The 23524-nt window shown below is 73.7% G+C and carries 17 protein-coding genes; 16 read left to right on the plus strand and 1 reads right to left on the minus strand.

The window, feature by feature from the left end; genetic code table 11:
• Positions 1-3: 3 nt before the first annotated feature.
• The 12 genes from ACWCSV_RS22630 to hflX all read left to right on the plus strand — a co-directional run bounded on the left by ACWCSV_RS22630 (position 4) and on the right by hflX (position 15618).
• A complete protein-coding gene (locus ACWCSV_RS22630; RefSeq protein ID WP_451144915.1) occupies positions 4-1206 on the plus strand; it encodes an aminotransferase class I/II-fold pyridoxal phosphate-dependent enzyme in 1203 nt (400 codons plus the stop codon).
• The gene (locus ACWCSV_RS22635) at positions 1203-2450 is read left to right on the plus strand and encodes an ATP-grasp domain-containing protein (protein ID WP_451144917.1); all 1248 of its coding nucleotides are present in this window, start codon (positions 1203-1205) and stop codon (positions 2448-2450) included. The genes ACWCSV_RS22630 and ACWCSV_RS22635 overlap by 4 nt, the downstream gene beginning before the upstream one ends.
• 1 nt (position 2451) lies before the next feature.
• Positions 2452-3657, plus strand: a complete 1206-nt coding sequence (locus ACWCSV_RS22640; RefSeq protein ID WP_451144919.1) for an ATP-grasp domain-containing protein — start codon at positions 2452-2454, stop codon at positions 3655-3657.
• A complete protein-coding gene (locus tag ACWCSV_RS22645; protein ID WP_451144921.1) occupies positions 3654-4196 on the plus strand; it encodes a cupin domain-containing protein in 543 nt (180 codons plus the stop codon). Before ACWCSV_RS22640 ends, ACWCSV_RS22645 begins: the two co-directional genes overlap by 4 nt.
• Before the next feature lie 13 nt (positions 4197-4209).
• A complete protein-coding gene (locus ACWCSV_RS22650) occupies positions 4210-5496 on the plus strand; it encodes an MFS transporter (protein ID WP_451144923.1) in 1287 nt (428 codons plus the stop codon).
• 3 nt (positions 5497-5499) lie between these two features.
• Positions 5500-6717, plus strand: a complete 1218-nt coding sequence (locus ACWCSV_RS22655) for an ATP-grasp domain-containing protein (protein WP_451144925.1) — start codon at positions 5500-5502, stop codon at positions 6715-6717.
• Entirely contained in the window at positions 6701-8236 is a 1536-nt protein-coding gene (locus ACWCSV_RS22660) for a DUF885 family protein (protein ID WP_451144927.1), read from the plus strand. The genes ACWCSV_RS22655 and ACWCSV_RS22660 overlap by 17 nt, the downstream gene beginning before the upstream one ends.
• Before the next feature lie 520 nt (positions 8237-8756).
• Positions 8757-9194, plus strand: coding sequence for a hypothetical protein (locus ACWCSV_RS22665; protein ID WP_451144993.1), 438 nt, complete (start codon positions 8757-8759; stop codon positions 9192-9194).
• Between the two features lie 33 nt (positions 9195-9227).
• Complete coding sequence (dapF, locus tag ACWCSV_RS22670; RefSeq protein ID WP_451144929.1) at positions 9228-10103, plus strand: diaminopimelate epimerase; 876 nt, start codon at positions 9228-9230, stop codon at positions 10101-10103.
• Positions 10104-10251: 148 nt separating this feature from the next.
• Positions 10252-12267 carry a RelA/SpoT family protein gene (locus tag ACWCSV_RS22675; RefSeq protein WP_451144931.1) on the plus strand — a complete coding sequence of 672 codons (2016 nt, stop codon included), beginning with the start codon at positions 10252-10254 and terminating at the stop codon, positions 12265-12267.
• Positions 12268-12403: 136 nt separating this feature from the next.
• Positions 12404-13966 carry a M1 family metallopeptidase gene (locus tag ACWCSV_RS22680; RefSeq protein WP_451144933.1) on the plus strand — a complete coding sequence of 521 codons (1563 nt, stop codon included), beginning with the start codon at positions 12404-12406 and terminating at the stop codon, positions 13964-13966.
• A 131-nt stretch (positions 13967-14097) separates the two neighbouring features.
• Positions 14098-15618, plus strand: a complete 1521-nt coding sequence (gene hflX, locus ACWCSV_RS22685) for a GTPase HflX (RefSeq protein ID WP_451144935.1) — start codon at positions 14098-14100, stop codon at positions 15616-15618.
• A gap of 82 nt (positions 15619-15700) precedes the next feature.
• On the opposite strand, the gene ACWCSV_RS22690 is transcribed toward hflX, so the two are convergent.
• Positions 15701-16924 carry a trypsin-like serine peptidase gene (locus ACWCSV_RS22690; protein WP_451144937.1) on the minus strand — a complete coding sequence of 408 codons (1224 nt, stop codon included), beginning with the start codon at positions 16922-16924 and terminating at the stop codon, positions 15701-15703.
• A gap of 405 nt (positions 16925-17329) precedes the next feature.
• On the opposite strand from ACWCSV_RS22690, the gene ACWCSV_RS22695 reads away from it, so the two are divergent.
• From ACWCSV_RS22695 to ACWCSV_RS22710, 4 genes are all read left to right on the plus strand, one after another.
• Complete coding sequence (locus ACWCSV_RS22695; protein WP_451144939.1) at positions 17330-18709, plus strand: diaminobutyrate--2-oxoglutarate transaminase family protein; 1380 nt, start codon at positions 17330-17332, stop codon at positions 18707-18709.
• A gap of 28 nt (positions 18710-18737) precedes the next feature.
• Positions 18738-20609 (plus strand): IucA/IucC family protein, encoded by a 1872-nt coding sequence (locus tag ACWCSV_RS22700; protein WP_451144941.1) that lies wholly within the window; start codon positions 18738-18740, stop codon positions 20607-20609.
• A 226-nt stretch (positions 20610-20835) separates the two neighbouring features.
• Positions 20836-21561 (plus strand): GNAT family N-acetyltransferase, encoded by a 726-nt coding sequence (locus ACWCSV_RS22705; protein WP_451144943.1) that lies wholly within the window; start codon positions 20836-20838, stop codon positions 21559-21561.
• Between the two features lie 60 nt (positions 21562-21621).
• Positions 21622-23511 carry an IucA/IucC family protein gene (locus ACWCSV_RS22710; protein ID WP_451144945.1) on the plus strand — a complete coding sequence of 630 codons (1890 nt, stop codon included), beginning with the start codon at positions 21622-21624 and terminating at the stop codon, positions 23509-23511.
• The last annotated feature ends 13 nt before the right edge of the window (positions 23512-23524 follow it).

Consider the following 23524-nt stretch of genomic DNA (forward strand, 5'->3'; position numbering starts at 1 on the left):
CCCATGAGCACACTCGCCAGCGCCTTCGCCCGGCTGCGCGCACTGAACGACGGCGTCCCCGCCCCGAACGGCCTCGCCCCCGTCCAGCTCCACCTGGGCGAGTCCAGGCTCGGCACGGGCGGCGTCGACGGAACGCTGCTCGCGGACCCCGACGGCTGGACCCGCTACCCGCCGCTCGGCGGCACACCCGCCCTGCGCACGGCGTACACCGGGTGGCTGCGCCGCCGCTTCGGGGCGGGCCCGCTCCTGGACGCCCGCGCCCTCGCGGTGGAGCCCACCCCGGGCACCAAGCAGGCGCTGGCCACGGCACTGGCACTGGCGGTGGAGCGCGTACGGGGCGCGGCCGGCGGGGCGGTGGTCGTCATGCCCAACCCGTTCTACCCGACCTACCACGCCGCCACCGTGGCCGTGGGCGCCCGGCCGGTGTTCTACGACCCCCGGGGCGGTCCCGCGGCACTGGAGGAGGCCGTCGCGACGGCGGGTGGCGCGGTCGCCTCGGTCATCGTCTGCGACCCGGGCAACCCCCGCGGCGAACTCCTCCCCACCGAGTTCCTGGGCGCGGCCACCCGCGCCGCCGTCACGTCCGGCGCGCTGCTCCTCGTCGACGAGTGCTACACCGACCTGTGGCTCGCCCGCCCGCCGGCCGGATACCTGGCGCTGGTGCGGCGCGGTGCCGTCCGGCCGGAACGGTTCCTGGTGCTGCACACCCTGTCCAAGCGGTCCGGCGCGCCCGGGTTGCGCAGCGGCTTCGCCGCCGGGGACGCCCGGACCGTCGCCGACTACGCCCGCCACAACCAGGCGTGCGGTGTCCCGACCCCGCTGCCCGTGTGCGCCGCCGCCGCACGGCTGTGGGACGACGACGCCCACGTGGAGAGCGCCCGCGCGGAGCTGGCCGCCAACTGGGCGCTCGCCGACCGCGTCCTGGCCGGCGTCCCCGGCTACCGGCGGGCCGAGGCCGGGTTCTTCCTCTGGCTGCCGGTCGGCGACGACGAGGCCGCCGCCCGCACCCTCTGGCGCGACCAGGCGCTGACCGTCATGCCCGGCCGCTACCTGGCGGCCGGCGGACCCGACGGCACCAACCCCGGCGCCGGCCACCTGCGCGTCGCCCTCGTCCACGACGAGCCGCTGATGCGCGAGGCCCTGCACCGCCTGCGCGCGGGACTGACCCGGACATCACCCCTTCTCTGCGAGGACCTCTCCGCATGACGCCGACCCGACCCGACGACAAGCCGCTCCTGCTGGTCATCACCAGCGGCCTGCGGAGGTACCGCGAGTACCTCCTGGCCTCCATCGCGGGCCGTTACCGCGTCCACCTCATCGACGCGGTCGCCCCCACCTGGGAACTGCCGTACCTGTCCGGCCACACGGTCGTCCCCGACACCGGAGCCGGACCGGTCCTGGTGGCCGCCCGCGAGGTCGCGGCCGGGCAGCCGGTCGCCGGGGTCATGAGCTGGCACGAGGAGCACATCGTGCAGGCGGCCCTGGTCGCCGAGGCGCTCGGCCTGCCCGGCACGGCGCCGGACGCCGTGCGGCGCTGCCGCGACAAGTACGCCACCCGCACCGCACTCGCCCGAGCAGGCCTGCCCCAGCCGGAGTTCGCGCTGGCCGGCAGCCTCGACGAGGCGCTCGCCGCCGCCGGCAAGCTCGGCTGGCCCGTGGTCATCAAGCCGCGCGCCGCCGGGGGCAGCCAGGGCGTCGTCCTGGTCCGCGACGCGGACGAGCTGGCCGACCAGTTCGACGCCACCCGCGAGGTCCACGTCCCCCACAACCCCGACTTCGCCGAACTGGTCCTCGTCGAGGAGTACCTCGACGCCCCCGAGGTCAGCGTCGACGCCGTCGTCCACCAGGGCCGCGTCACCCCCGTCTTCGTGGGCCGCAAGGAGGTCGGCTTCCCGCCGTACTTCGAGGAGACCGGCCACCGCGTCAGCGCCGACGACCCCCTGCTCACCGACCCGGCACTGCTGGACGCTCTCAGCGGCATCCACGAGGCACTCGGCTTCACCGACGGCTGGACCCACACCGAACTCCGGCTCACCGCCCGCGGCCCGAAGCTGATCGAGGTCAACGGGCGGGTCGGCGGCGACCTCATCCCCTACCTCGGCCTGCGCGCCACCGGCATCGACCCCGGACTCGCCGCCGCCGACATCGCCTGCGGCGCCACCCCCGACACCACGGCCGGCAAGGCGGCGCACGCCGCGATCCGCTTCTTCTACCCGCCCGCCGACGACACCACCATCGGCTCACTGGACTTCGACCGCACCGGACTGCCCGCCGCCCTGGACCTGTTGGAGCCGCTCGTCGGCCCGGGCGACGTCGTCTCCCCGCCCCGCAAGGGACTCATCGACGGCCGTATCGCCCTCGCCTCGGCCGTCGCCGACACCGCCGAGGAGTGCGTCGCCGCCCTCGACCGGGCCGAGCGGGCGCTCCGCCTGACCGTGGAAGGTGCGTGAGATGCGCGTCCTCGTCATGCACCGGGTGCCCGACGCGTTCGTACGGTACGCGCGCAACCTCGACCACACCCGTCACCAGGTCACCTACGTCAGTGTCCCCGAGCGCGCCGCCACCCTCCCCGCCGGCGTCCCGGCCCGCCGCATCGAACGCCCCGGCACCGGCGACACCGCGGCCGAGGTGATCGAGGCCGTCCGCGACCTCCCCCGCCCCGACCTCGTCGTCGCCCTGTCCGAGTACGACCTGCTGCCCGCCGCCCGGGTCCGCGAGGCCCTGGACGTCCCCGGCCCGCGCGTCGCCGACGTCCTGCCCACCCGTGACAAGGTCGTCATGAAGACGGCCGTCGCCGCCGCGGGCCTGCGCACCCCGCGCTACGCCCCGCTGTCCCAGGCCCTCGCCCACGGGGTCGAGTGGACCGGCCGCACCGTCCTCAAGCCCCTCGCGGGCGCCTCCAGCGAGGGCATCACCACGTATCCGACGCCGGACGCCGCCCTCGCCGCCGTGCGCGAGGGCTCGCCACGCGTGGACGTCGACGACTTCGAGATCGAGGAGTTCGTCGAGGGCCCCATCGTGCACATCGACGGAGCCGTCGCCGCGGGCCGCCCGCTGGCCGTCGTCGCGAGCCGGTACCTCGGCACCTGCCTCGGCTACGCCCAGGGCGAGCCCCTGGGGTCCGTACAGATCGACACGCCACCCGCGACGGTCGACTTCACGCTCGCCTGCCTGCGCGCGGTCGGCATCACCGACGGGCCCTTCCACCTGGAAGTCATCGAGACCCCGCGGGGCCCGGTGTTCCTGGAAGTCGGCGCGCGCGTCGGGGGAGCGGACGTGGCCGACAGCTTCGAGCTGGCCACCGGAGTCCACCTGGCCTCCGTCCAGCTCCGGCTCCTGACGGGCGAGCCGGCCCACGTGCCCGGGCCCCCGGCCGACGCCCCCGACGCCCGCTACGGCTGGTTCGTCGTCCCCGGCCACACCCTCGGCTCCACCCACTGCCGGATCGACGGCGAGAAGACCTTCCGCGACGACCCCGTCGTCCACCGCTGGGTGCAGCGCGCCCCGCACGAACCCGTCACGGCGGCCCTCACCTACGCGGACGCCGACATCCCCCTCGCGGGCGTCGTCGGCCCCGCGCCCACACCCGTACTGGAAGACTTCCTCACCGGCCTCTTCGCCTCGGTGACGGTGGAACCCGCGGAGGACCCGCGATGACCGTCGAGCCCCGCCTCGTCGTGGCCGCGCGCACGGCCGACGGCACCTCCGTGGTCGCCGCCGACGCGCCCGTTCCCGGCGTCACCGTCGGTGCCTGGCCCGGCTCCCGCTTCCACCTCGCCTGGGGCACCCCGGACGGCGGCGCCCGGGTCGGCGACGGCCTGCCCGAGCCCGTGAACCTGCCCTTCTTCGCGGGCGTCGGCGGCACCCGTCTGCTGTTCGCCCGCTACGAGCCGGACGGGTCGGTCCCCGCCCCGGCCGGCGACCCGGACGCGCTCGCCGCCGAGGTCCAGGAGCGGCTGCCGGGCCTGTGGGAGGTCTTCGAACCCGGCGGCACCGGGATGCACGCCACCGACACGCTCGACTACGGCATCTGCCTGGAGGGCGAACTCCACCTCGAACTCGACGACGGCGAGGAGGTCCTGATCACTCCGGGCACCTGCGTCGTCCAGCACGGCACCCGCCACACGTGGCACAACCGGGGGACCGTCGCGGCCCTCATGTGCTTCGTCGGCATCGGCGCCGCACGCGACCGCTGACCGGAGAAGACCCATGGATCCCAACGCCGCAGTCCGGTCGTGGCTGCCCGCCGGAGGCAGCGCCCGCCGCCTCGTCGCGGCGTCGCTCGTCGACTCCCTCGGAACCGGCCTCTTCCTCGCGGGCTCGGCCCTGTTCTTCACCCGCGCCCTCGGCCTGTCCGCCGTCCAGGTCGGCATCGGCCTGTCCCTGACCGGCCTGGCCGGGTTCCTCGGCATGGTCCCCACCGGCAAGCTCGCCGACCGCATCGGCGGCAGGAACGCGATCGTCGGCCTCTACCTGTGGCGCGGCGCCTGCTTCTGCGCCTATCCCTTCGCCCACGAACCCGAGGTCTTCTACGTCGTCGCCTTCCTCATCGGCATCGCCGAGTGGGGCGGCGGACCGATCGTGCAGGGCATCGTCGGCGCCGTCGAGACCGACGCCAACCGGGTCCGCACCATGGCCGTGATCGCCTCCGTGCGCAACGTGGGCTTCAGCGCGGGCGCCGTCCTCGCCTCCCTCGTCCTGGCGATGAACAGCGTCCCCGCGTTCTCCGCGCTCGTACTCGTCGACGCCCTGACCTTCTTCGCCGCCGCGACCGTCCTGTCCCGCCTGCCCGCGAACGCCAACGTCCGCTCCCCGCGCACCGGGGGGAGCGGAGCGCCTCCGACCCGCGTACGCGACCCGCGCTTCCTGGCCCTGGCGTTCCTCAACGGGGTGCTGTTCCTGCACTCGGTGCTGCTCGCCGCCGCGCTTCCGCTGTGGATCGCGACCCGCACGCAGGCGCCCACCTGGGTCCTGGGCGGCCTGGTCGTCCTCAACACCGCCCTGGTCATCCTGCTCCAGGTCCGCCTCAGCGGCGGCGCGGACGGCCTGCGCAACGCCGCCCGGCGCCAGCGCTGGTCGGGCTGGTGCCTGGCGGCGTGCTGCCTGCTGACGGCCCTGACCGCCGAGGTCGGCCCGGTCGCGGCGACCGCGCTGATCGCCCTCGCCACGGTGACGCTCACGCTCGGCGAGATCTGGCAGTCGGTCGGCGCCTGGCGCCTGTCGTACGCGCTCTCCCCGCCGCAGTCGCGCGCCTACCACCTGTCGGTCTACGAACTCGGCACCAGCGCCGCCTCGGCCGTCGGCCCTGCGCTGATCACCTGGGCGATCGCAGGGCAGGGGCTGGGCGGCTGGGTGGCCCTGGCGGCGGGCTTCGCGGCGGCCGGGTCGGCGGTGGTCGTCATCGCGGCGGCCGCCCGGCGCGGGCTGCCGGCCGACGAGCCGTACGAGCCGCACGAGCACGTCCGCGAGCCGGACGAATCAACACAGGAGAGGTGATCCATGCACGGGCAGAGACTGCTGCTGGTCGGAGTGGGAATGACCGGACGGCCCTACATCACCGCCGCCCGGCGGCTCGGCGTACGGGTCCACGCGGTCGAGACCGCGCCCCGCGCCGAGGCGCTCGCCGGACTCGCCGACGAGGTCACGGTCTGCCGGGGCGCCTCGGACGAGCTGTGGTACGAGGCCGCCAGCGAGGCGGTACGGCACACGCGCCCCGACGGGGTCGTCGCCTTCAGCGAACCCCACGTCCTGGCCGCAGCACTCGTGCAGAACGAACTCGGCCTGCCCGGACCGTCGTTGCGGGCCTCTGTGCTCTCCCGCAACAAGGCCCTCCAGCGGGGCCGCTTCGCGGCCGCGGGCATCGGCCAGCCCGAGTTCCTGGTCACCGAACAGCTCGGCGACAGCCGCGACTGGGCCGCCGGACGCTTCCCGGTGGTCGTCAAGCCGCTGTCCTCGGCGGGCAGCGCGGGCGTCGAACTCGTCGGTGACCGCCGCGCGTTCGAGGACGTGGTGGCCCGCAGGGACGCCGAGGGGCGCCTCCTCGTGGAGCGCGCCGCGGCCGGCCCCGAGTACAGCTGGGAGGCGCTGGTCCGCCACGGAAAGGTCTGGTTCGCCAACCTGACCGCCAAGGAGACCACCGGCCCGCCGTACTTCGTCGAGGTCGCCCACCGGGTGGCCACCGAGGTCGACGCCGCCACCCGTGCGACGGTCACCGACCTGGGTACCGCCGTCCTCGACGCCCTCGGCATGGACACCGGCATCGTCCACCTGGAGTTCCGCCTCACCGCCCGGGGCCCGGCGGTCATGGAGGTCGCGGTACGCACACCCGGCGACCACCTGATGGACCTGCTCGGCGACGCCTACGGCATCGACTGGTACGAGATGGTCGTACGCCTGGCCCTCGACGCCGACCTGCCCGCACCGCCCGCCGCTCCCCTGCGGCGCACCGCCGGCTACCTTCCGGCGGCCCGCCCCGGCACGGTCACCGCGATCCGCGGCCTCGACGAGGTCCTGGCCCACCCGCACGTCGTGACGGCGCAGGTGACGGCCGCCCCGGGCGACACGGTCGCCCCGGCCCGCTCCTCGGTCGAACGCGTCGGTCACGTCCTGCTCTCGGCACCGGACCCGGGCGCGCTCGAAGTCGCCCTGGACGACGTGCGTACGACGCTGCGCGTGGTGACCCGCCCGGGAGGACGCCCCGATGACGGGACTCCGTGACCCCAGGGTCCGCGCAGCCGTCGAACTCGACCTCGCCCACGCCCGCGAGTACGCGGGACTGCACGCGTACGACGGCACGCTCCAGGACCTGTCACCGGCCGGCGTCGCGGCGGCCCTCTCCCGCCTGGGAGCGGGCCCCGCGCCCGCCGACGCGTTCGACGCCGAGGTGCTGGAGGTCCACGAGGACGGACTGCGCGCCCGCTTCGCCGAGGCGGAACTGCACCGGCGCGACCCGCTGCTGCACCTGGCCGCCATGGACCTGGCCTGCTACGACCGCGCGTACGCACCCGCCGAGGACCGCCGGCGCGCCCGACTGGAGCACCTGGCGGCCTGGCCGGACGCCGTGGACAACGCCGTGAAGGCCCTGGACCGGGTGCCGGCCCCCGTCGCACGCGCGGCCCTCCCCTCCCTGCGCGGCCTCGCCCACGACGCCACCGGCGACGAGAAGGCCCTGGCCGCCGCGCGGTGCCTGGTCGCGCACGTCGAGCGGGCGGCGGACACCGGCCCCGCGTCGGCGGCCCTGGGCGAGGCGGCGTTCCTGCGCCTGCTGGGCGCGGGGGAGGGGATGACGTACGGCACCGCCGCGCTGACGGACGCCGCGCACCGCGAACGGACGCGGCTGTGGGCCCTGTTGGAGCAGGCGGTGGAACGCCTCGCCCCGGGCGCACGCGTACGCCAGGTCGTCCCGGCCCTGATGAAGGATCATCCCACCACCGCGGAAGGCGTGTTCGCCCAGGCGCGCGCCCTGCTGTCCGAGGTGACGTCCTTCGCGGTGGCCCGCGACCTGATCGCGGATCCGGGCGGCGAGTGCCGGGTGGGCCCCGCTCCGGCCTCCCGCGCCTACGCACAGGCCATGATGTCGTGGTCCGCGCCCTACGAGCAGGACGCCCCCAGCTGGTACTACGTGGTCCCCCCGGACCCGGCGTGGCCGCCGCACGAGGCCGAGGAGTGGCTCTCGGTCTTCAGCCGCACCTCCCTGCCCGCCATCACCGTCCACGAGGTCACCCCGGGCCACTACGCCCACGGCCGAGCCCTGCGTGCCCTGACCAGCGACGTGCGCAGGTCCCTGGAGTCCCCGGCGTTCGTCGAGGGCTGGGCCCACTACGCCGAGGAGCTGTACGCGGAGGAGGGCTTCCGCGCCCACGACCCCCGCTACGTCATCGGCATGACCCTGGAGGCGCTGCTCCGCGTGACGCGCCTGGCCTGCTCCATCGGCCTGCACACGGGCGCCATGACCATCGACGAGGCCGCGGCGCGCTTCGAGGCGGACGCGTTCCTGCGCGGACGCTCGGCCCGCGCCGAGGCCCTGCGCGGCGCCGTCGAGCCCACGTACGGCCGCTACACCCTGGGCAAGACGGAGATCCTGCGGGTCCGTGACCTGGCCCGCGACCACTGGGCAGGCGACTACACGCACCGCCGCTTCCACGACGCGCTGCTGTCGCTCGGCATGCCCCCGGTCGGCCTGCTGGAGAGGGCCGTCCTGGGCGACCTGGCCGCTGCCGCGCCACGCGCCGTCTGACGCTTCCGCACAGGGGCCAAAAGCTGTCGCCTGGAGGGGACTTGGCGGTGTGCGGGGTGGCGGGCCGAGGCCGGTGCTTCCGTGCCGGTGCGCGTCCTCGGTGCTTCCCTCCACCCGCGGGAAGTCCCGCGCACCGACCCGGTCCGATCCGACGGAAGACGCTTTCGCGGAAGCGGATCGTGCTCCGGCGCGGGCGGCCGGGGGGACTGCGGCTCTCACGGGGCCCGACCGGAGAGCCGCCCCCGCCCCGCGCACGCCTGTTCGGTACTGAGGGAGGCGGATCCCGCTCCGGGCCGGTCGCGACCGGTCAATCGGGCGCTGACCTGGGGCTATTGCCGGCCCGAGGTGACTCGTCGGCCGTCGGCAGCCGTCTGACCTGCATAAACCCAGAAAGGAGGGCTATAACAGCCTGATCACGTGATGGCATCGGGACGCCCCGCGCGTCCTTTCCGCCCGCGCGGGCGTGCCATCATCGAGCATCGATCGATACAGGAAGTCCGAGTTGGGAGGGCGCGTGGCGATGGAGGCCGGCCCTCGTGACACGGAGCAGGAGGCGGCGGAGCGACGGCTCGCCGCCGAGCGGCTCAACTCCGACCTGCCCGACGAGAGCGTCGTGACGCCCGAGGTCGAGGTCGAGCTCAGGCCGGCCCGCCGACTGCGGATCTGGCAGCTCGCCCCGATCGTGATCCTCGCCGCGATCGGCTCGCTGATGTTCGCGTTCCCGCTCGCCTTCGAGTTCGGCGACGGCGGGGCCGTCGTCGCCATGCTCGGCCTCCTGATCAGCGGCTGCGCCGCCGGCTGGGGCATGATGGCCGCCCGCCGGGTCGGCCACACCTGGCCCGGCCTGCCCGTCAGGGGCTCCGGCACCCGCCCCGACTGGCGGGTGATCGCGCTCTACGGGGTGCTCGTCCTCGCCCTCGTCGGCCTGGCCGTCTGGCGCGTGGCCCGCCTGCGCTGATCGCGCATACCCCGGCGCCCGTACAGTTGCAGTGTGAGCACCGAGCAGATCACCTTCTTCAAGGGTCACGGCACCGAGAACGACTTCGTGATCATTCCGGACCCGGACAACCTCCTCGACCTGCCCCCGGCCGCCGTCGCGCGGCTCTGCGACCGCAGGGCCGGCATCGGCGGGGACGGGCTGCTGCACGTCGTGCGGTCCGCCGCCCACCCCGAGGCCCGCGCCATGGCGGACGAGGCCGAGTGGTTCATGGACTACCGCAACGGCGACGGTTCGATCGCCGAGATGTGCGGCAACGGCGTGCGCGTCTTCGCCCGCCACCTCCAGCGCGCCGGGCTGGCCGAGACGGGGGACCTCCCGATCGCGACCCGCGGGGGGGTCAAGCGGGTGCACCTCGCCAAGAACGGCGACATCACCGTCGCCATGGGAGTGGCCGAGCTGGCCGCCGAGGGCGTCACCGTCACTGTGGACGGCCGGAGCTGGGAAGCACGGAACGTCAACATGGGCAACCCGCACGCCGTCGCCTTCGTGGATGACCTGGCGCACGCCGGGAACCTCTTCGCCGAGCCCGCGTACGGCCCCGCGGCGGTCTACCCCGAGGGCGTCAACATCGAGTTCGTCGTCCGCCGGGGCACCCGGCACGTCGCGATGCGGGTGCACGAGCGCGGATCCGGCGAAACCCGCTCCTGCGGCACCGGTGCCTGCGCCGTCGCCGTCGCCTCGGCCCGCCGGGACGGCATCGACCCCGCGGTGACCGGGACGCCCGTCACGTACACCGTGGACCTGCCCGGCGGCACGCTGGTGATCACGGAACACCCGCACGGCGCCATCGAGATGACCGGCCCCGCCGTCATCGTCGCCGAAGGGGTCCTCGACGCGGAGTGGCTCGAATCGCCGCTCGGACGATAACCCGACAACGTTTCGCTCGAACGGGTGATCCGCTTCACGCTGCGCGAGAGGCGGACTGCCGTACGTGGTGGGGTCGGTAGCATCAAGCACCGGCCCGGGGACAACAAGGTCTGCCTCTCATCGCCGGTCGACGTCGCCGGAGGTGCCCATGAGTGCAGAGGCCGCCAGCCCAGGTGTCCCCGTCCGCAAACGCTCCCGCCCCCGGATCGATCTGCGCAGACTCGGCCGGGTGGCGCTTCTCGGCCCGGTCTCCCGGGGAAGGCTGCCGGACGCGATCGGCCACGTGGCGGAGGCGCACCGGGCGCATCACCCGGACGCCGACCTCTCCGTCCTGAGCCGCGCCTACGTCCTCGCCGAGTCCTCCCACCGCGGCCAGATGCGCAAGAGCGGCGAGCCCTACATCACTCACCCGCTCGCCGTGACCCTGATCCTCGCCGAACTCGGCGCCGAGACAACGACTCTGACGGCCTCTCTGCTCCACGACACGGTCGAGGACACCGAGGTGACACTGGATCAGGTGCGCGAGGAGTTCGGCGAGGAGGTCAGTTATCTCGTCGACGGCGTAACGAAGCTGGAGAAGGTCGACTACGGCGACGCAGCCGAACCCGAGACCTTCCGCAAGATGCTCGTCGCCACCGGCAACGACGTCCGGGTCATGTCGATCAAACTCGCCGACCGCCTCCACAACATGCGCACCCTCGGCGTGATGCGGCCGGAGAAACAGGCGAGGATCGCCAAGGTCACCCGCGACGTCCTCATCCCGCTCGCCGAACGCCTGGGTGTGCAGGCGCTGAAGACCGAACTCGAAGACCTCGTCTTCGCCATCCTCCACCCCGAGGAACACGCGCACACCCAGACGCTGATCGCCGAGTCGGAGAGCGGGCAGAACCCCCTCGCCACCATCGCGCAGAACGTCCGCAGCACCCTGCGCGAGGCAGGCATCGCCGCCGAAGTCCTCATCAGGCCACGCCACTTCGTCTCCGTGCACCGGGTCCGGATGAAACGCGGGGAGCTGCGCGGCACCGACTTCGGCAGGCTGCTGGTCCTGGTCGGCGAGGACGCGGACTGCTACGCGGTCCTCGGCGAACTCCACACCTGCTTCACCCCGGTGATCTCCGAGTTCAAGGACTTCGTCGCCGCCCCCAAGTTCAACCTGTACCAGTCGCTGCACACCGCGGTCGTCGGCCCGGGCGGCGCGGTCGCCGAAGTCCTCATCCGCACGCACCGGATGCACAAGGTCGCCGAGGCGGGCGTGGTCGCCCTCGGCAATCCGTACACCCCCGACGCCACCGTCCCCGCCGGGGAGAATCCGGCCGGCGGCGATCCGGCCGGCGGTGAACAGGGCGACGGCGAACGCGCCGATCCCACCCGGCCCGGATGGCTCTCCCGGCTGCTCGACTGGCAGGAGTCCGCGCCCGACCCGGACACCTTCTGGAGCACGCTCCGCGCCGACCTCGCCGAGGACCGCGAGATCACCGTCTTCCGCACCGACGGCCGCACCCTCGTGCTCCCGGCCGGCGCCAGCTGCGTGGACGCCGCCTACGCGCAGTACGGCGACGGGGCGCACCGCTGTATCGGCGCCCGGGTCAACGGCCGCCTCGCGACGCTGGCCACCGCCCTGGGGGACGGCGACACCGTGCAGCTGCTGCTCGCCCGGGACACCGCCTCCGGCCCCTCCCGCGAATGGCTCGACCACGCCCGTACCCCCGCCGCGCGCATCGCGATCGCCGGCTGGTTCGACGCCCACCCGGAGGACGCCGCCTCGCAGGACGCCGAGGACGCGCGGTACGCCCCGTGCACCGACGGCCCGTACACCGACCGCCCGGCCGGTGCGGAGCCCGGCGGCGACGGGGGTGCCGACGGGCTGGACTGGCCCCCGGCGCACCCCCGGGAGGTCCCGGCGGTCCAGGGCGCGGGCGACGGGGCCCCCGAATGCCTGGTCACCCTGGTCGCCGAGTCCTTCGGGCGCCCCCGGCTCCTCGCCGACCTCACCGAGGCGATCGCGACCGCCGACGCGGCCATCGTCTCCGCCACCGTCGAGCCGCCCAGTGAGCAACGGGTGCGCCACACCTACACGTTGCACCTCACCGACGCGGACGGGCTGCCCGCCCTGGTGCGGGCCATGCGGGACGTCGCCGGGGTCTACGACGTCAGCCGCGCCTGACGGTCCGCCGCACGGAGGCCGGGCAGGCAGGGGCCGGGCGGTCCCCGCCGCCGGGCGGTCCCGGCGGCCACCCCGTTCGGGTGGCCCGGCCGCGCGCGTCCCCCGGCGGGGTGGAGGCCGCTGATAGCGGTGATCCATGCCGCCCACCTCCCGCCGCCTGCGCACCGTCCTGCTGGCCGCCGCGTCGGCCGGCCTGATCGCCGCCGCTCCGCCCGCCCCGCCCGGACACGGCCCCCTCGGAATCGGGGACCGGCTCTTCCCGACGCTCGGCAACCCCGGGTACGACGTCCTCGCGTACGACATCGCCCTCGACTACGACGGCCGCAACTCCGACCCGCTGGAAGCGGTCACCGCCATCAGGGCACGCACCACCGAGCCGCTCGACCGGATCAACCTCGACTTCGCCCGGGGCGAGGTCCACTCCGTCGCGGTCAACGGGCTGACCGCCCGGTTCACCACGGAGGACGAGGACCTCGTCGTCACCCCGGTAGCACCGCTGCCGGCCGGGGTGCCGGTGCGCATCACCGTCCGGCACACCAGCGACCCCGACCAGGGCAAGGACAGCGGCGGCTGGGTCCGCACCGCGGACGGCCTCGCCCTCGCCGGACAGGCCGACGCCGCGCACCGGGTCTTCCCCTGCAACGACCACCCGGCCGACAAGGCGTACTTCACCTTCCGGATCACCACCCCCGAGCGGCTCACGGCCGTCGCCAACGGACTGCCGGCCGGGGAACGCCACCGGGGCACCACGGTGACCAGGACGTTCCGCACGGAGCACCCGATGGCCACCGAGCTCGCCCAGGTCTCCCTCGGCACCTCCGAGGTCCTGCACCGCGACGGCCCCGGCGGCCTGCCGCTGCGCGACGTCGTCCCGGCGGCCGACACGGCGGTCCTGGAACCCTGGCTGAACAGGACCCCCGGCCAGATGGAGTGGATGGAGCGGCAGGTCGGCCCGTACCCCTTCGAGACGTACGGGCTGCTGGTGGCCGATTCGGTCACCGGCTTCGAGCTGGAGACCCAGACCCTGTCGCTCTTCGAACGCCGGCTCTTCACCGGCACCACGCACCCCGAGTGGTACGTCGACTCGGTCATGGTCCACGAGCTGGCGCACCAGTGGTTCGGCGACAGCGTCTCCCCGGCGTCCTGGTCCGACCTCTGGCTCAACGAGGGGCACGCGAGCTGGTACGAGGCCCGTTACGCGGCGGAGCGGGGCGGCCCGTCGCTGGAGCGGCGCATGCGGAACGCGTACACCCAGTCCGACGCCTGGCGCGCGGCCGGCGGGCCCCCGGCCCGGCCCGCCCTGCCGGCGGCCGGGCACAAGCTCGACCTGTTCCGGCCGGTGGTCTACGACGGCAGCGCCCTCGTCCTCTACGCGCTGCGCCAGGAGATCGGTGCCGAGGCCTTCGACCGGCTGGAGCGCGCGTGGGTGCGCGGGCACCGCGACGAGTCCGCCACCACGGCCGACTTCGTGCGGCTCGCCTCGCGCGCGGCCGGACGCGATCTCTCCGGGTTCCTGGACGGCTGGCTGTACGGAGCGAAGACCCCCGCGATGCCCGGCCACCCGGACTGGCACGGCGCCACCGGGAAGCCGGCCCCGAAGTCGGCCCCGAAGCCCGCACCGAAGCCCTCACCGACGACGGCAGCGCAGACCGGCCGGCCGACGGGCCCGGACCCTGGCGCCGCGGGGAAACCCGCATGACGGCCCGGGCGGGCACATGCCACTATCAGGGGTCGGCAACGCGGCCCGGACCGGTGAATTCCCTCGGGAATCATCCGGGGGCGTGACGCGTTGTGACTGTCACCACGAGAAATCTTCGACGTAAGGATCCAATGACCTCCTCTTCTTCCCTTCCCCAGGACGCGCAGGACGCGCAGAGCGCCACGGAGTCCGCCTCCGCACGTGCCACCGAGAGCCTTCGGGCCGACGCCCTGATGGAAGAGGACGTCGCCTGGAGCCACGAGATCGACGGAGAGCGGGACGGCGACCAGTTCGACCGCTCCGAGCGTGCCGCGCTGCGACGCGTGGCCGGCCTCTCCACCGAGCTCGAGGACGTCACCGAGGTCGAGTACCGGCAGCTCCGTCTGGAGCGCGTGGTGCTCGTCGGTGTGTGGACCTCCGGGACCGTGCACGACGCGGAGATCTCCCTCGCGGAGCTGGCCGCCCTCGCCGAGACCGCGGGCGCCCAGGTGCTGGACGCCGTCTACCAGCGCCGCGACAAGCCGGATCCGGCCACCTACATCGGCTCCGGCAAGGCACTGGAACTGCGCGACATCGTGCTCGAATCCGGTGCCGACACCGTCGTCTGCGACGGTGAGCTCAGCCCCGGGCAGCTCATCCACCTCGAAGACGTCGTCAAGGTCAAGGTGGTCGACCGGACCGCGCTGATCCTCGACATCTTCGCCCAGCACGCCAAGTCCCGTGAGGGCAAGGCGCAGGTCTCCCTGGCGCAGATGCAGTACATGCTGCCGCGCCTGCGAGGCTGGGGTCAGTCGCTCTCCCGGCAGATGGGTGGCGGTGGCTCCAGCGGCGGTGGCGGCATGGCCACGCGTGGTCCCGGTGAAACCAAGATCGAGACCGACCGGCGCCGCATCCGCGAGAAGATGGCGAAGATGCGCCGGGAGATCGCGGAGATGAAGACCGGCCGCGAGATCAAGCGGCAGGAACGCAAGCGCAACAAGGTGCCCTCGGTCGCCATCGCCGGTTACACCAACGCCGGCAAGTCCTCTCTGCTCAACCGGCTGACCGGGGCCGGCGTCCTGGTGGAGAACGCCCTGTTCGCCACCCTGGACCCGACCGTCCGCCGGGCCGAGACGCCCAGCGGCCGGGTCTACACCCTGGCCGACACCGTCGGGTTCGTGCGCCACCTGCCGCACCACTTGGTCGAGGCGTTCCGCTCCACCATGGAGGAGGTCGGCGACTCCGACCTGATCCTGCACGTCGTGGACGGCTCGCACCCCGTCCCGGAGGAGCAGCTCGCCGCCGTCCGCGAGGTGATCCGGGAGGTCGGCGCCACCGACGTCCCCGAGATCGTCGTGATCAACAAGGCGGACGCGGCCGACCCGCTGGTCCTGGCGCGGCTGATGCGCGCCGAGCGGCACGCCATCGCCGTCTCGGCCCGTACCGGCGCGGGGATCGACGAGCTGCTCACGCTGATCGACGCCGAGCTGCCCCGGCCGTCCGTGGAGATCGAGGCCCTGGTTCCGTACATCCAGGGCGCCCTGGTCTCGCGGGTGCACGCCGACGGCGAGGTGATCTCCGAGGAGCACACCGCGGAGGGCACCCTGCTCAAGGCCCGGGTCCACGAGGAACTCGCCGCGGAACTCGCGGTGTTCGTCCTCGCGGCCCACTGACGGCAGACCAGCACCCGCACGCACCGGAGGCCCGGCCGCTCCCCTCGGGGAACGGCCGGGCCTCCGGCGCGAGCGTCCGCGGTCACTGCCCCGCGTACTTCCGGCTCACCCCGTCGTAGACCGCCTTCGCCTCCTTGCCCAGGTGCGGTCCCGCGAGCCACCCGGCCGTGACCGGGCCGATCGAGGTGTTCGAGAACAGGGCGGGCTTGCCGTCGGCGCCCTCGCCGACCCAGCCGCCGCCCGAGGCGCCCCCGGTCATCGTGCAGCCGATGCGGTACATCGTGGGCTGGTCCTGGAAGACCGAGAGCCGGCCCGGGGCGTCGTCGCACTGGAACGCCTTCTCCCCGTCGTACGGAGGAGCGGCCGGGTAGCCGGTCGCCGTCAGCGAGGAGATCCCGGAGACCGCGGGCGCGTCGAAGTCGACCGCCAGCGCCGTGCCCACCGTCTCCTCCAGCGACTTGCCCGCCGCCCCCGTCTCCGGCGTCACGTGCAGCACCGCGAAGTCGTACGGGGCGCCCTGGCCGCCGGTGGACGCACCCTGAGCGATCCACTGGTCCGAGGTGGAGGCCCAGTCGCTCCACCACACGCCGTACGGAGCGATCTCCTCCTTCGACGCCGTCTCCAGCTTCGCCGTCGCCATGCCGCTGTCGTTGTACCCGGGGACGAAGGCGATGTTGCGGTACCAGCCGCCCTCCTTGCCCGCGTGCACACAGTGCCCGGCGGTCCACACCAGGTTCGACTTGCCCGGGTGCGCCGGGTCCTTCACCACGGTGGCGGAGCAGACCATCGAGCCCTCGGGACCGTCGAACAGCAGCTTGCCGCTCTCCGGCACGCTGTCGTGGTACGGCGCGTGCGCCTCGACGGCCTCCCGGACGGCGGGCGTCGGGTCGGTCACCCCCTCGTCGCCGGAGATGTCGTCGGCGACGGGCTGCTCCGGGGCCGGGTCGGCGTCCCGCATCCGCTCCGGGTTCCAGAGGTTCTCGATGATCGGGTTGACGTAGTCCTTCGCCTCACGGAGCCACTGGTCCTTGTCCCAGTTCTTCCACTCGCCGTGCCGCCACTTGTCGAGATCGATCCCGTGCGCCTTGAGCCGGTCCTTCAGCTCGTCCGGGATGACGATCTTGCCGTCCGAGGAAGCCGTGGCCGCACCGCTGGGCTCCTTGGCCGCGCCGTCGTCCTCGGGGCCGCAGGCGGTCGCCGTGAGGGCGAGTGCCGTCGCGAGGGCGGCGGCGGCCAGCACGGACGAGGACCCGCGGCGGCCGCCCCTCCCGTTCCGGACGGCATCGATCGGGTGAATGGGTCGCATCTGGTGATCCCCCTGGGACTTCGTCGTTCGTCGCTGCGTACGGCACCCCGGTCGCCCCGGTGCGCCCTGCCTGCCGGGCATGCGGCTCCGCGCCGGGCGGGCCGGGGACGGCCCGTGAATGACCCTTCCCCGGCGCCCGGTCGGGCAGCAGTCCTATGCTGAGCGGCCTCTACTATGCCGGTGCTGTCGAAGACCGCGCCGGGCAGGGCCGTGGTTCCGCTCCGTCAGGACCGGCCGCCCGCAAGGATCTTCCGATTTACCCGTGATCCCCGGCCCGTCGGCTCGTTGGTCCGTACGGGGGACACCCGCTCGGAGTTCACCCGCGCACCCGGTCGCCGGGAGAACGTACTCCGGGACGACGCTACGACGTGCAACGCAACCGTGAACGCAGGAGGATCAACAGCCGTGGCCGTGACCGAATCAGCACCGGCGGCCCTGCCCGCGGCGCACGAGGGCATCCTGCGCCGCCAGTCGCTGCGCGAGTCGGCGGCGCGCACCTACGCGCGCTCCCTGCCGATCGTGCCCGTGCGGGCACGCGGGCTGACCATCGAGGGCGCCGACGGCCGCAGATACCTCGACTGCCTCTCCGGCGCGGGCACCCTGGCGCTCGGCCACAACCACCCCGTGGTGCTGGAGGCCATCCGCAAGGTCATCGACTCCGGCGCTCCGCTGCACGTCCTCGACCTCGCCACCCCCGTGAAGGACGCCTTCACCACCGAGCTGTTCGCCACGCTCCCGGGCGAACTGGCCCGCGACGCCCGCATCCAGTTCTGCGGACCCGCCGGAACCGACGCCGTCGAGGCCGCGTTCAAGCTGGTACGCGCGGCCACCGGCCGCACCGGACTGCTCGCCTTCACCGGCGCGTACCACGGCATGACCTCCGGGGCGCTCGACGCGTCCGGCGGCGCCCAGCAGGTGCGCGTCACGCGCCTGCCCTTCCCGCAGGACTACCGCTGCCCCTTCGGGATCGGCGGGGACCGGGGAGCCGAGATCGCCGCCCACTGGACCCAGCACCTGCTGGACGATCCCAAGGGCGGTGTCCCCGCCCCGGCGGGGATGATCCTCGAACCCGTGCAGGGCGAGGGCGGGGTCAACCCCGCCCCCGACGCCTGGATGCGCCGGATGCGCAGGATCACGGCCGACCGGTCCATCCCGCTGATCGCCGACGAGGTGCAGACCGGCGTCGGCAGGACCGGCCGCTTCTGGGCGGTCGAGCACAGCGGGGTGGTCCCCGACGTGATGGTGCTCTCCAAGGCGATCGGCGGCTCGCTGCCCCTCGCCGTGATCGTCTACCGCTCCTCGCTCGACCTCTGGCAGCCCGGCGCCCACGCCGGCACCTTCCGCGGCAACCAGCTCGCCATGGCGGCGGGCGCGGCCACCCTCGCGTACGTCCGTGAGAACGGCCTGGCCGAACGCGCCGCCGAACTCGGCGAGCGCCTGCTCGGCCGGCTCCGTGAGCTGGCCGCGCACCACCCCGCCATCGGGAACGTCCGGGGGCGGGGCCTGATGATCGGCATCGAACTCGTCGACCCCGAGGCCGCCCCGGAAGAAGACGGCGGCGCGCCCCCGTCCGACCCGGGCTTCGCCGTCGCCGTGCAGCAGGAATGCCTGCGACGCGGCCTCATCGTCGAACTCGGCGGGCGCCACGACGCCGTCATCCGGCTGCTGCCGCCCCTCACCCTCACCGACGAACAGGCGACGGCGGTCCTCGACCGCCTCGCCGACGCGCTGCAAGCCGCAGAAGGCTCACCGCACCGGCGGGCCGCCGCCGGGTCGCTCCGCTGACCCCGCAACCCCTCACAAGGAAGAAGCCGTGAACCCCACCCCCGCGCCCGAGGCCGACACCCCTCTCACCAGCCAGCTCCGAGAGCAGGAAGCGCCGCTCGGCCCGCGTACGGCCGAGGCGACGACCGTTCCCCGCCAGAAGGCCGGCCACCACGAGGACGAGAGCGCCCCGGCCCCGCACGCGGACCCGCTGGACGATCCGGACCCGTACCGCGCTGCCGATGCCGCGGGCGCCGAGAGCCTGCTGCGCTGCTGGGCGCGGGAGATGGACCTGCCCCGTCCCGAGCGGGACACCCTGCGCATCCCCCTTCCCGCCAGCGGCACCGCCCTCCTCGTGCCGGTCCTGTACTGGTCGCCCACCGGACACCACCGCTTCGGACCGCCCGCCCTCGAAGGCGCCCCCGCGGGCTCCCCGTCCGCCGACGCGGTCACGGTCGCCGCCCTGCTCTGCCGGGAGGGCGACCGGCACGCCGCCGCCGAGCTCGTGGGCCGGGTCGCCGACTCCGTAGGCCACACCACCGCATTCCTCACCCAGCGGCGCCGCACCCCCGAGGAGCCCCCCGGCACCGACCCCTTCCTCGCCGCCGAACAGTCCCTGCTGCACGGACACCCGCTCCACCCCACGCCCAAGAGCCGCGAAGGGCTCTCCGAGTCGGAGGCCCGGCTCTACTCGCCCGAACTCCACGGCAGCTTCCCGCTCCACTGGATGGCCGTCGACCGCTGCGTGCTCGCCACCGACTCCGCCTGGACCCGCGACGGCCGCCCGGTCACCGCCGGGGAACTCCTCGCCCCGCACACCGAGGGGCTGCGCCTGCCCGAGGGCACGGTCGCCCTGCCGGTCCACCCCTGGCAGGCCGAAGAGCTGCGGCGCCGCACCGAGGTCACCGAACTCCTGGACGCGGGCCTCCTGCACGACCTCGGCGAGGCGGGCGGACGCTGGCACCCCACATCCTCGGTACGGACCGTCTACCGGCCCGGCGCGGGCGTCATGCTCAAGCTCTCGCTGGGCGTGCGCATCACCAACTCCCGCCGGGAGAACCTCCGCAAGGAGCTCCACCGGGGCGCGGAGGTGCACCGGCTCCTCAGCGCCGGCCTGTCCGCCGAGTGGCGCCGGGCCCACCCCGGGTTCGACATCGTCCGCGACCCGGCCTGGCTCGCCGTCGACTCCAAGGACGGCAACCCGGTCCAGGGACTCGACGTGGTCCTGCGGAACAACCCCTTCGGCCCGCACGACGACGCCCTCTGTGTCGCGGGCCTCACCGCGGTCCGGCCCCGGCGTGGCCGCACCGCGATGCGCTCCCGGCTGGCGGAGACGGTGTCCCGGCTCGCCGAGTGCACCGGACGCACCGTCGGCGCGGTCTGCGCGGAGTGGTTCCTGCGCTACCTCGACCGCGTCGTACGCCCCGTCCTCTGGCTCGACGCGACCGCCGGGGTGGCCCTGGAGGCCCATCAGCAGAACACCCTCGTGGTGCTCGACGCGGACGGCTGGCCCGTGGGCGGCCGGTACCGCGACAACCAGGGGTACTACTTCCGCGAGTCCCACCGGGACGCGCTCGACCGCCGGCTGCCCGGCATCGGGTCCGAGAGCGACACCTTCGTCTCCGACGCCGTCACCGACGAACGGTTCGCCTACTACCTCGGCATCAACAACGTCCTCGGGCTGATCGGCGCCTTCGGCTCCCAGCACCTCGCCGACGAACGCCTCCTGCTCGACGCGTTCCGCCGCTTCCTGTGCTCCGCCGCTCCGATGGGCTCGCCCCTTCCCGCGTACCTCCTGGAGACCACCCGGCTGCGCTGCAAGGCGAACCTGCTGACCCGGCTGAACGGCATGGACGAACTCGTCGGCCCCGTCGACACCCAGTCCGTGTACGTCACCATCACCAACCCGCTGCATTCCTGACCGCACGGCACCCACGGGACCCGGGACCGGGGCCACGCCCGCTCGCCGACCGGGGAGTCCCGGCCCGAAGCCCGGGCCGGGACTCCCTCCGGTTCCCGAGAGGCCCGGGCACCGGGGACACCGGTACCCAGGAGAGGAGAACGCCGCTGTGCCATCCGCCGACACGCCCGGGAACCGGGCGGCCGGACCGGTTTCACGGAAGGCCGCCGACGGACAAGATCCCAGGATGACGAGAGCGGAGGACGCCCGGACCGCCGGCGGGACGGGCCGAAGACACACCCCGGCGACCGCCGTCGAGGACACTCTGGACCTGCGTCTGACCGAGGAACTGCTCGCCCTGTTCGCCGCGGACGCCCCGCCCGCCGACGGCCCCGCCGCCTCGCCGCTGCTGGACGCGCCGGGCAGCTGGCGCCCCGTCACCACGCCCGCAGGGATCTTCCAGCTCGTCCCCGTACGGCTCGAACGCGACCTCGCCGTCGTCACCCGCTGGATGAACGATCCGGCCGTCGCCGCCTTCTGGGAGCTCGCCGGTGACGAGGACGTCACCGCCCGCCACCTCGCCGCGCAGCTCGAAGGCGACGGGCGGAGCGTCCCGTGCCTCGGCGTGCTCGACGGCAAGGCGATGAGCTACTGGGAGATCTACCGCGCCGACCTCGACCCGCTCGCCCGCCACTACCCCGCCCGCCCCCACGACACCGGGGTGCACCTGCTGATCGGCGGGGTCACCGACCGGGGCCGCCGGGTCGGCACCACCCTGCTGCGCGCGGTGTCCGACCTCGTGCTCGACCACCGTCCCTCCTGCGCACGCGTCGTCGCGGAACCCGACCTGCGCAACACCCCTTCCGTCTCGGCCTTTCTGAGCGCCGGATTCCGGTTCTCCGCCGAACTCGAATTGCCCGAGAAGAAGGCCGCCCTGATGGTCCGCGACCGAGCCCACCGAGACCACCTGTGAAGAACACACCGAAGCACGCACACCGCTCGAACCCCATCGGTTCCGTCCCGAGGAGTCCCCGTGCAGAAATATCCCGTGAGCCCTGAACCGGTGGGGCGCCAGCAGCTCCCGGACCGCCCGGAACTGAACAGAGCCGTCTGGGACCGGGTCGCGGCCCAGCTGCTCGCGAAGATGCTCGGCGAGTTCGCGTACGAGGAGATCCTCAGACCGCTCCCGCAGCAGCCGCCGGTCACCACGGACGGCACCGGCGAGCCGTACGCCCTGCTCCTCGACGACGGCGCCACCCTCGCCTTCCGGGCCCGCCGCGGGGTGTACGGCAGCTGGCGGGTCGACCCCGCCTCGGTCCGGGAGACACCCCGGCCGGAGGGCGGCGACGGGGATGCGGACGGCCCGCCGCAAGGACTGCCGTTCCGCGATCCGCTGCTCTTCCTCACCCGCGCCAGCGGCCTCCTCGGCCTGGACGGCGCCACCCTCGGACACCTCGTGCGCGAGCTCACCAGCACCCTGGCCTCCGACGCACGCCTCGCGCACACCGCCCTCGGCGCGGCCGAACTCGCCGAACTCGGCTACGCCGAACTCGAAGGCCACCAGACCGGCCACCCCTGGCTCGTCGCCAACAAGGGCCGCCTCGGGTTCTCCGCCTGCGACACCGCCCGTTTCACCCCGGAGGCGCGCGCCGCCACCACCCTCCCGTGGATCGCCGTCAGCACCCGGATCGCCGGCTACCGCGGCGTACCCGCGCTCGCCACCCCCGACCGGCTGTACGCCCGCGAGCTCGACGCCTCCGTACGGGACGCCTTCGCGGTCCGGCTCACCGACCGCGGGCTCGACCCGCGCGCGTACGTGTACCTGCCGGTCCACCCCTGGCAGTGGGACGAGTGGATCGTGCCGCTCTACGCCCCCGCCATCGCCGCGGACGACATCGTGCCCCTGCACGACGACGCCGACCTGCGGCTGCCGCAGCAGTCCATCCGGACCTTCGCCAACGTGGCACGCCCCGAGCGCTTCACGGTGAAACTCCCGCTGTCGATCTTCAACACCCTCGTCTGGCGTGGCCTGCCGACCGAGCGCACCCTCGCCGCCCCCGCCGTCACCGGCTGGGTGCAGGGCCTCTGCGACACCGACCCCTTCCTGCGCGACACCTGCGCGGTGATCCTGCTCGGCGAGGTCGCCTCCGTGGCGGTGGAGCACCCGCTCTACGACCGGCTGCCCGAAGTGCCCTACCAGTTCAAGGAGATCCTCGGCGCGATCTGGCGCGAGCCGCTGCCGCCGAGGCTGGCTGCGGGGGAGCGGGCCCGCACCCTCGCCTCCCTCCTGCACACCGACCCCGACGGCCGCGCCTTCACCGCCGAACTGGTCGAACGCTCCGGGCTGGCCCCCCGCGACTGGCTGGTACGCCTCTTCGCCGCCCTGCTCCCGCCGCTTCTGCACTTCCTCTACCGGTACGGGACCGTGTTCTCGCCGCACGGCGAGAACACCATCGTGGTCTTCGACGAACGGGACGTACCCGTGCGGCTCGCGATCAAGGACTTCGTCGACGACGTCAACATCAGCCGCCACCCGCTGCCCGAGCACGCCACCATGCCTGCGGACGTGCGAGCCGTCCTGCTGACCGAGGAACCGTCCTTCCTCACCCAGTTCATCCACTCCGGGCTCTTCGTCGGCGTCTTCCGCTATCTGTCGCCGATCTGCGAGGAGCAGCTGGGAGTTCCCGAGGGCGAATTCTGGTCACTCGTCCGGGCCGAGGTCCTGCGCCACCACGCCCGGTTCCCCGAGCTCAAGGACCGGTTCGAGATGTTCGACATGCTGACGCCGGAGATCGAGCGCCTCTGTCTCAACCGCAACCGCCTCCTGGTGGACGGCTACCGGGACCGCCCGGACCGCCCGCACGCCGCCGTCCACGGCCTGGTCCCCAATCCGCTGCACCTCGCCGGATCCGTCCAGGAGTGATCCGCCGGATCAG

Source organism: Streptomyces sp. NPDC001770, from assembly GCF_053596135.1.

Excerpts from the sequence above, each read along its gene's own strand:
- ACWCSV_RS22665 (WP_451144993.1), top strand. The coding sequence starts at position 8,757 with ATGGAGGCCGGCCCTCGTGACACGGAGCAGGAGGCGGCGGAGCGACGG.
- ACWCSV_RS22640 (WP_451144919.1), top strand. The coding sequence starts at position 2,452 with ATGCGCGTCCTCGTCATGCACCGGGTGCCCGACGCGTTCGTACGGTAC.
- ACWCSV_RS22690 (WP_451144937.1), bottom strand. The coding sequence starts at position 16,924 with ATGCGACCCATTCACCCGATCGATGCCGTCCGGAACGGGAGGGGCGGC.
- ACWCSV_RS22630 (WP_451144915.1), top strand. The coding sequence starts at position 4 with ATGAGCACACTCGCCAGCGCCTTCGCCCGGCTGCGCGCACTGAACGAC.
- ACWCSV_RS22660 (WP_451144927.1), top strand. The coding sequence starts at position 6,701 with ATGACGGGACTCCGTGACCCCAGGGTCCGCGCAGCCGTCGAACTCGAC.
- ACWCSV_RS22680 (WP_451144933.1), top strand. The coding sequence starts at position 12,404 with ATGCCGCCCACCTCCCGCCGCCTGCGCACCGTCCTGCTGGCCGCCGCG.
- ACWCSV_RS22645 (WP_451144921.1), top strand. The coding sequence starts at position 3,654 with ATGACCGTCGAGCCCCGCCTCGTCGTGGCCGCGCGCACGGCCGACGGC.
- ACWCSV_RS22655 (WP_451144925.1), top strand. The coding sequence starts at position 5,500 with ATGCACGGGCAGAGACTGCTGCTGGTCGGAGTGGGAATGACCGGACGG.
- hflX (WP_451144935.1), top strand. The coding sequence starts at position 14,098 with ATGACCTCCTCTTCTTCCCTTCCCCAGGACGCGCAGGACGCGCAGAGC.
- ACWCSV_RS22705 (WP_451144943.1), top strand. The coding sequence starts at position 20,836 with ATGACGAGAGCGGAGGACGCCCGGACCGCCGGCGGGACGGGCCGAAGA.
- ACWCSV_RS22675 (WP_451144931.1), top strand. The coding sequence starts at position 10,252 with ATGAGTGCAGAGGCCGCCAGCCCAGGTGTCCCCGTCCGCAAACGCTCC.
- ACWCSV_RS22650 (WP_451144923.1), top strand. The coding sequence starts at position 4,210 with ATGGATCCCAACGCCGCAGTCCGGTCGTGGCTGCCCGCCGGAGGCAGC.
- ACWCSV_RS22635 (WP_451144917.1), top strand. The coding sequence starts at position 1,203 with ATGACGCCGACCCGACCCGACGACAAGCCGCTCCTGCTGGTCATCACC.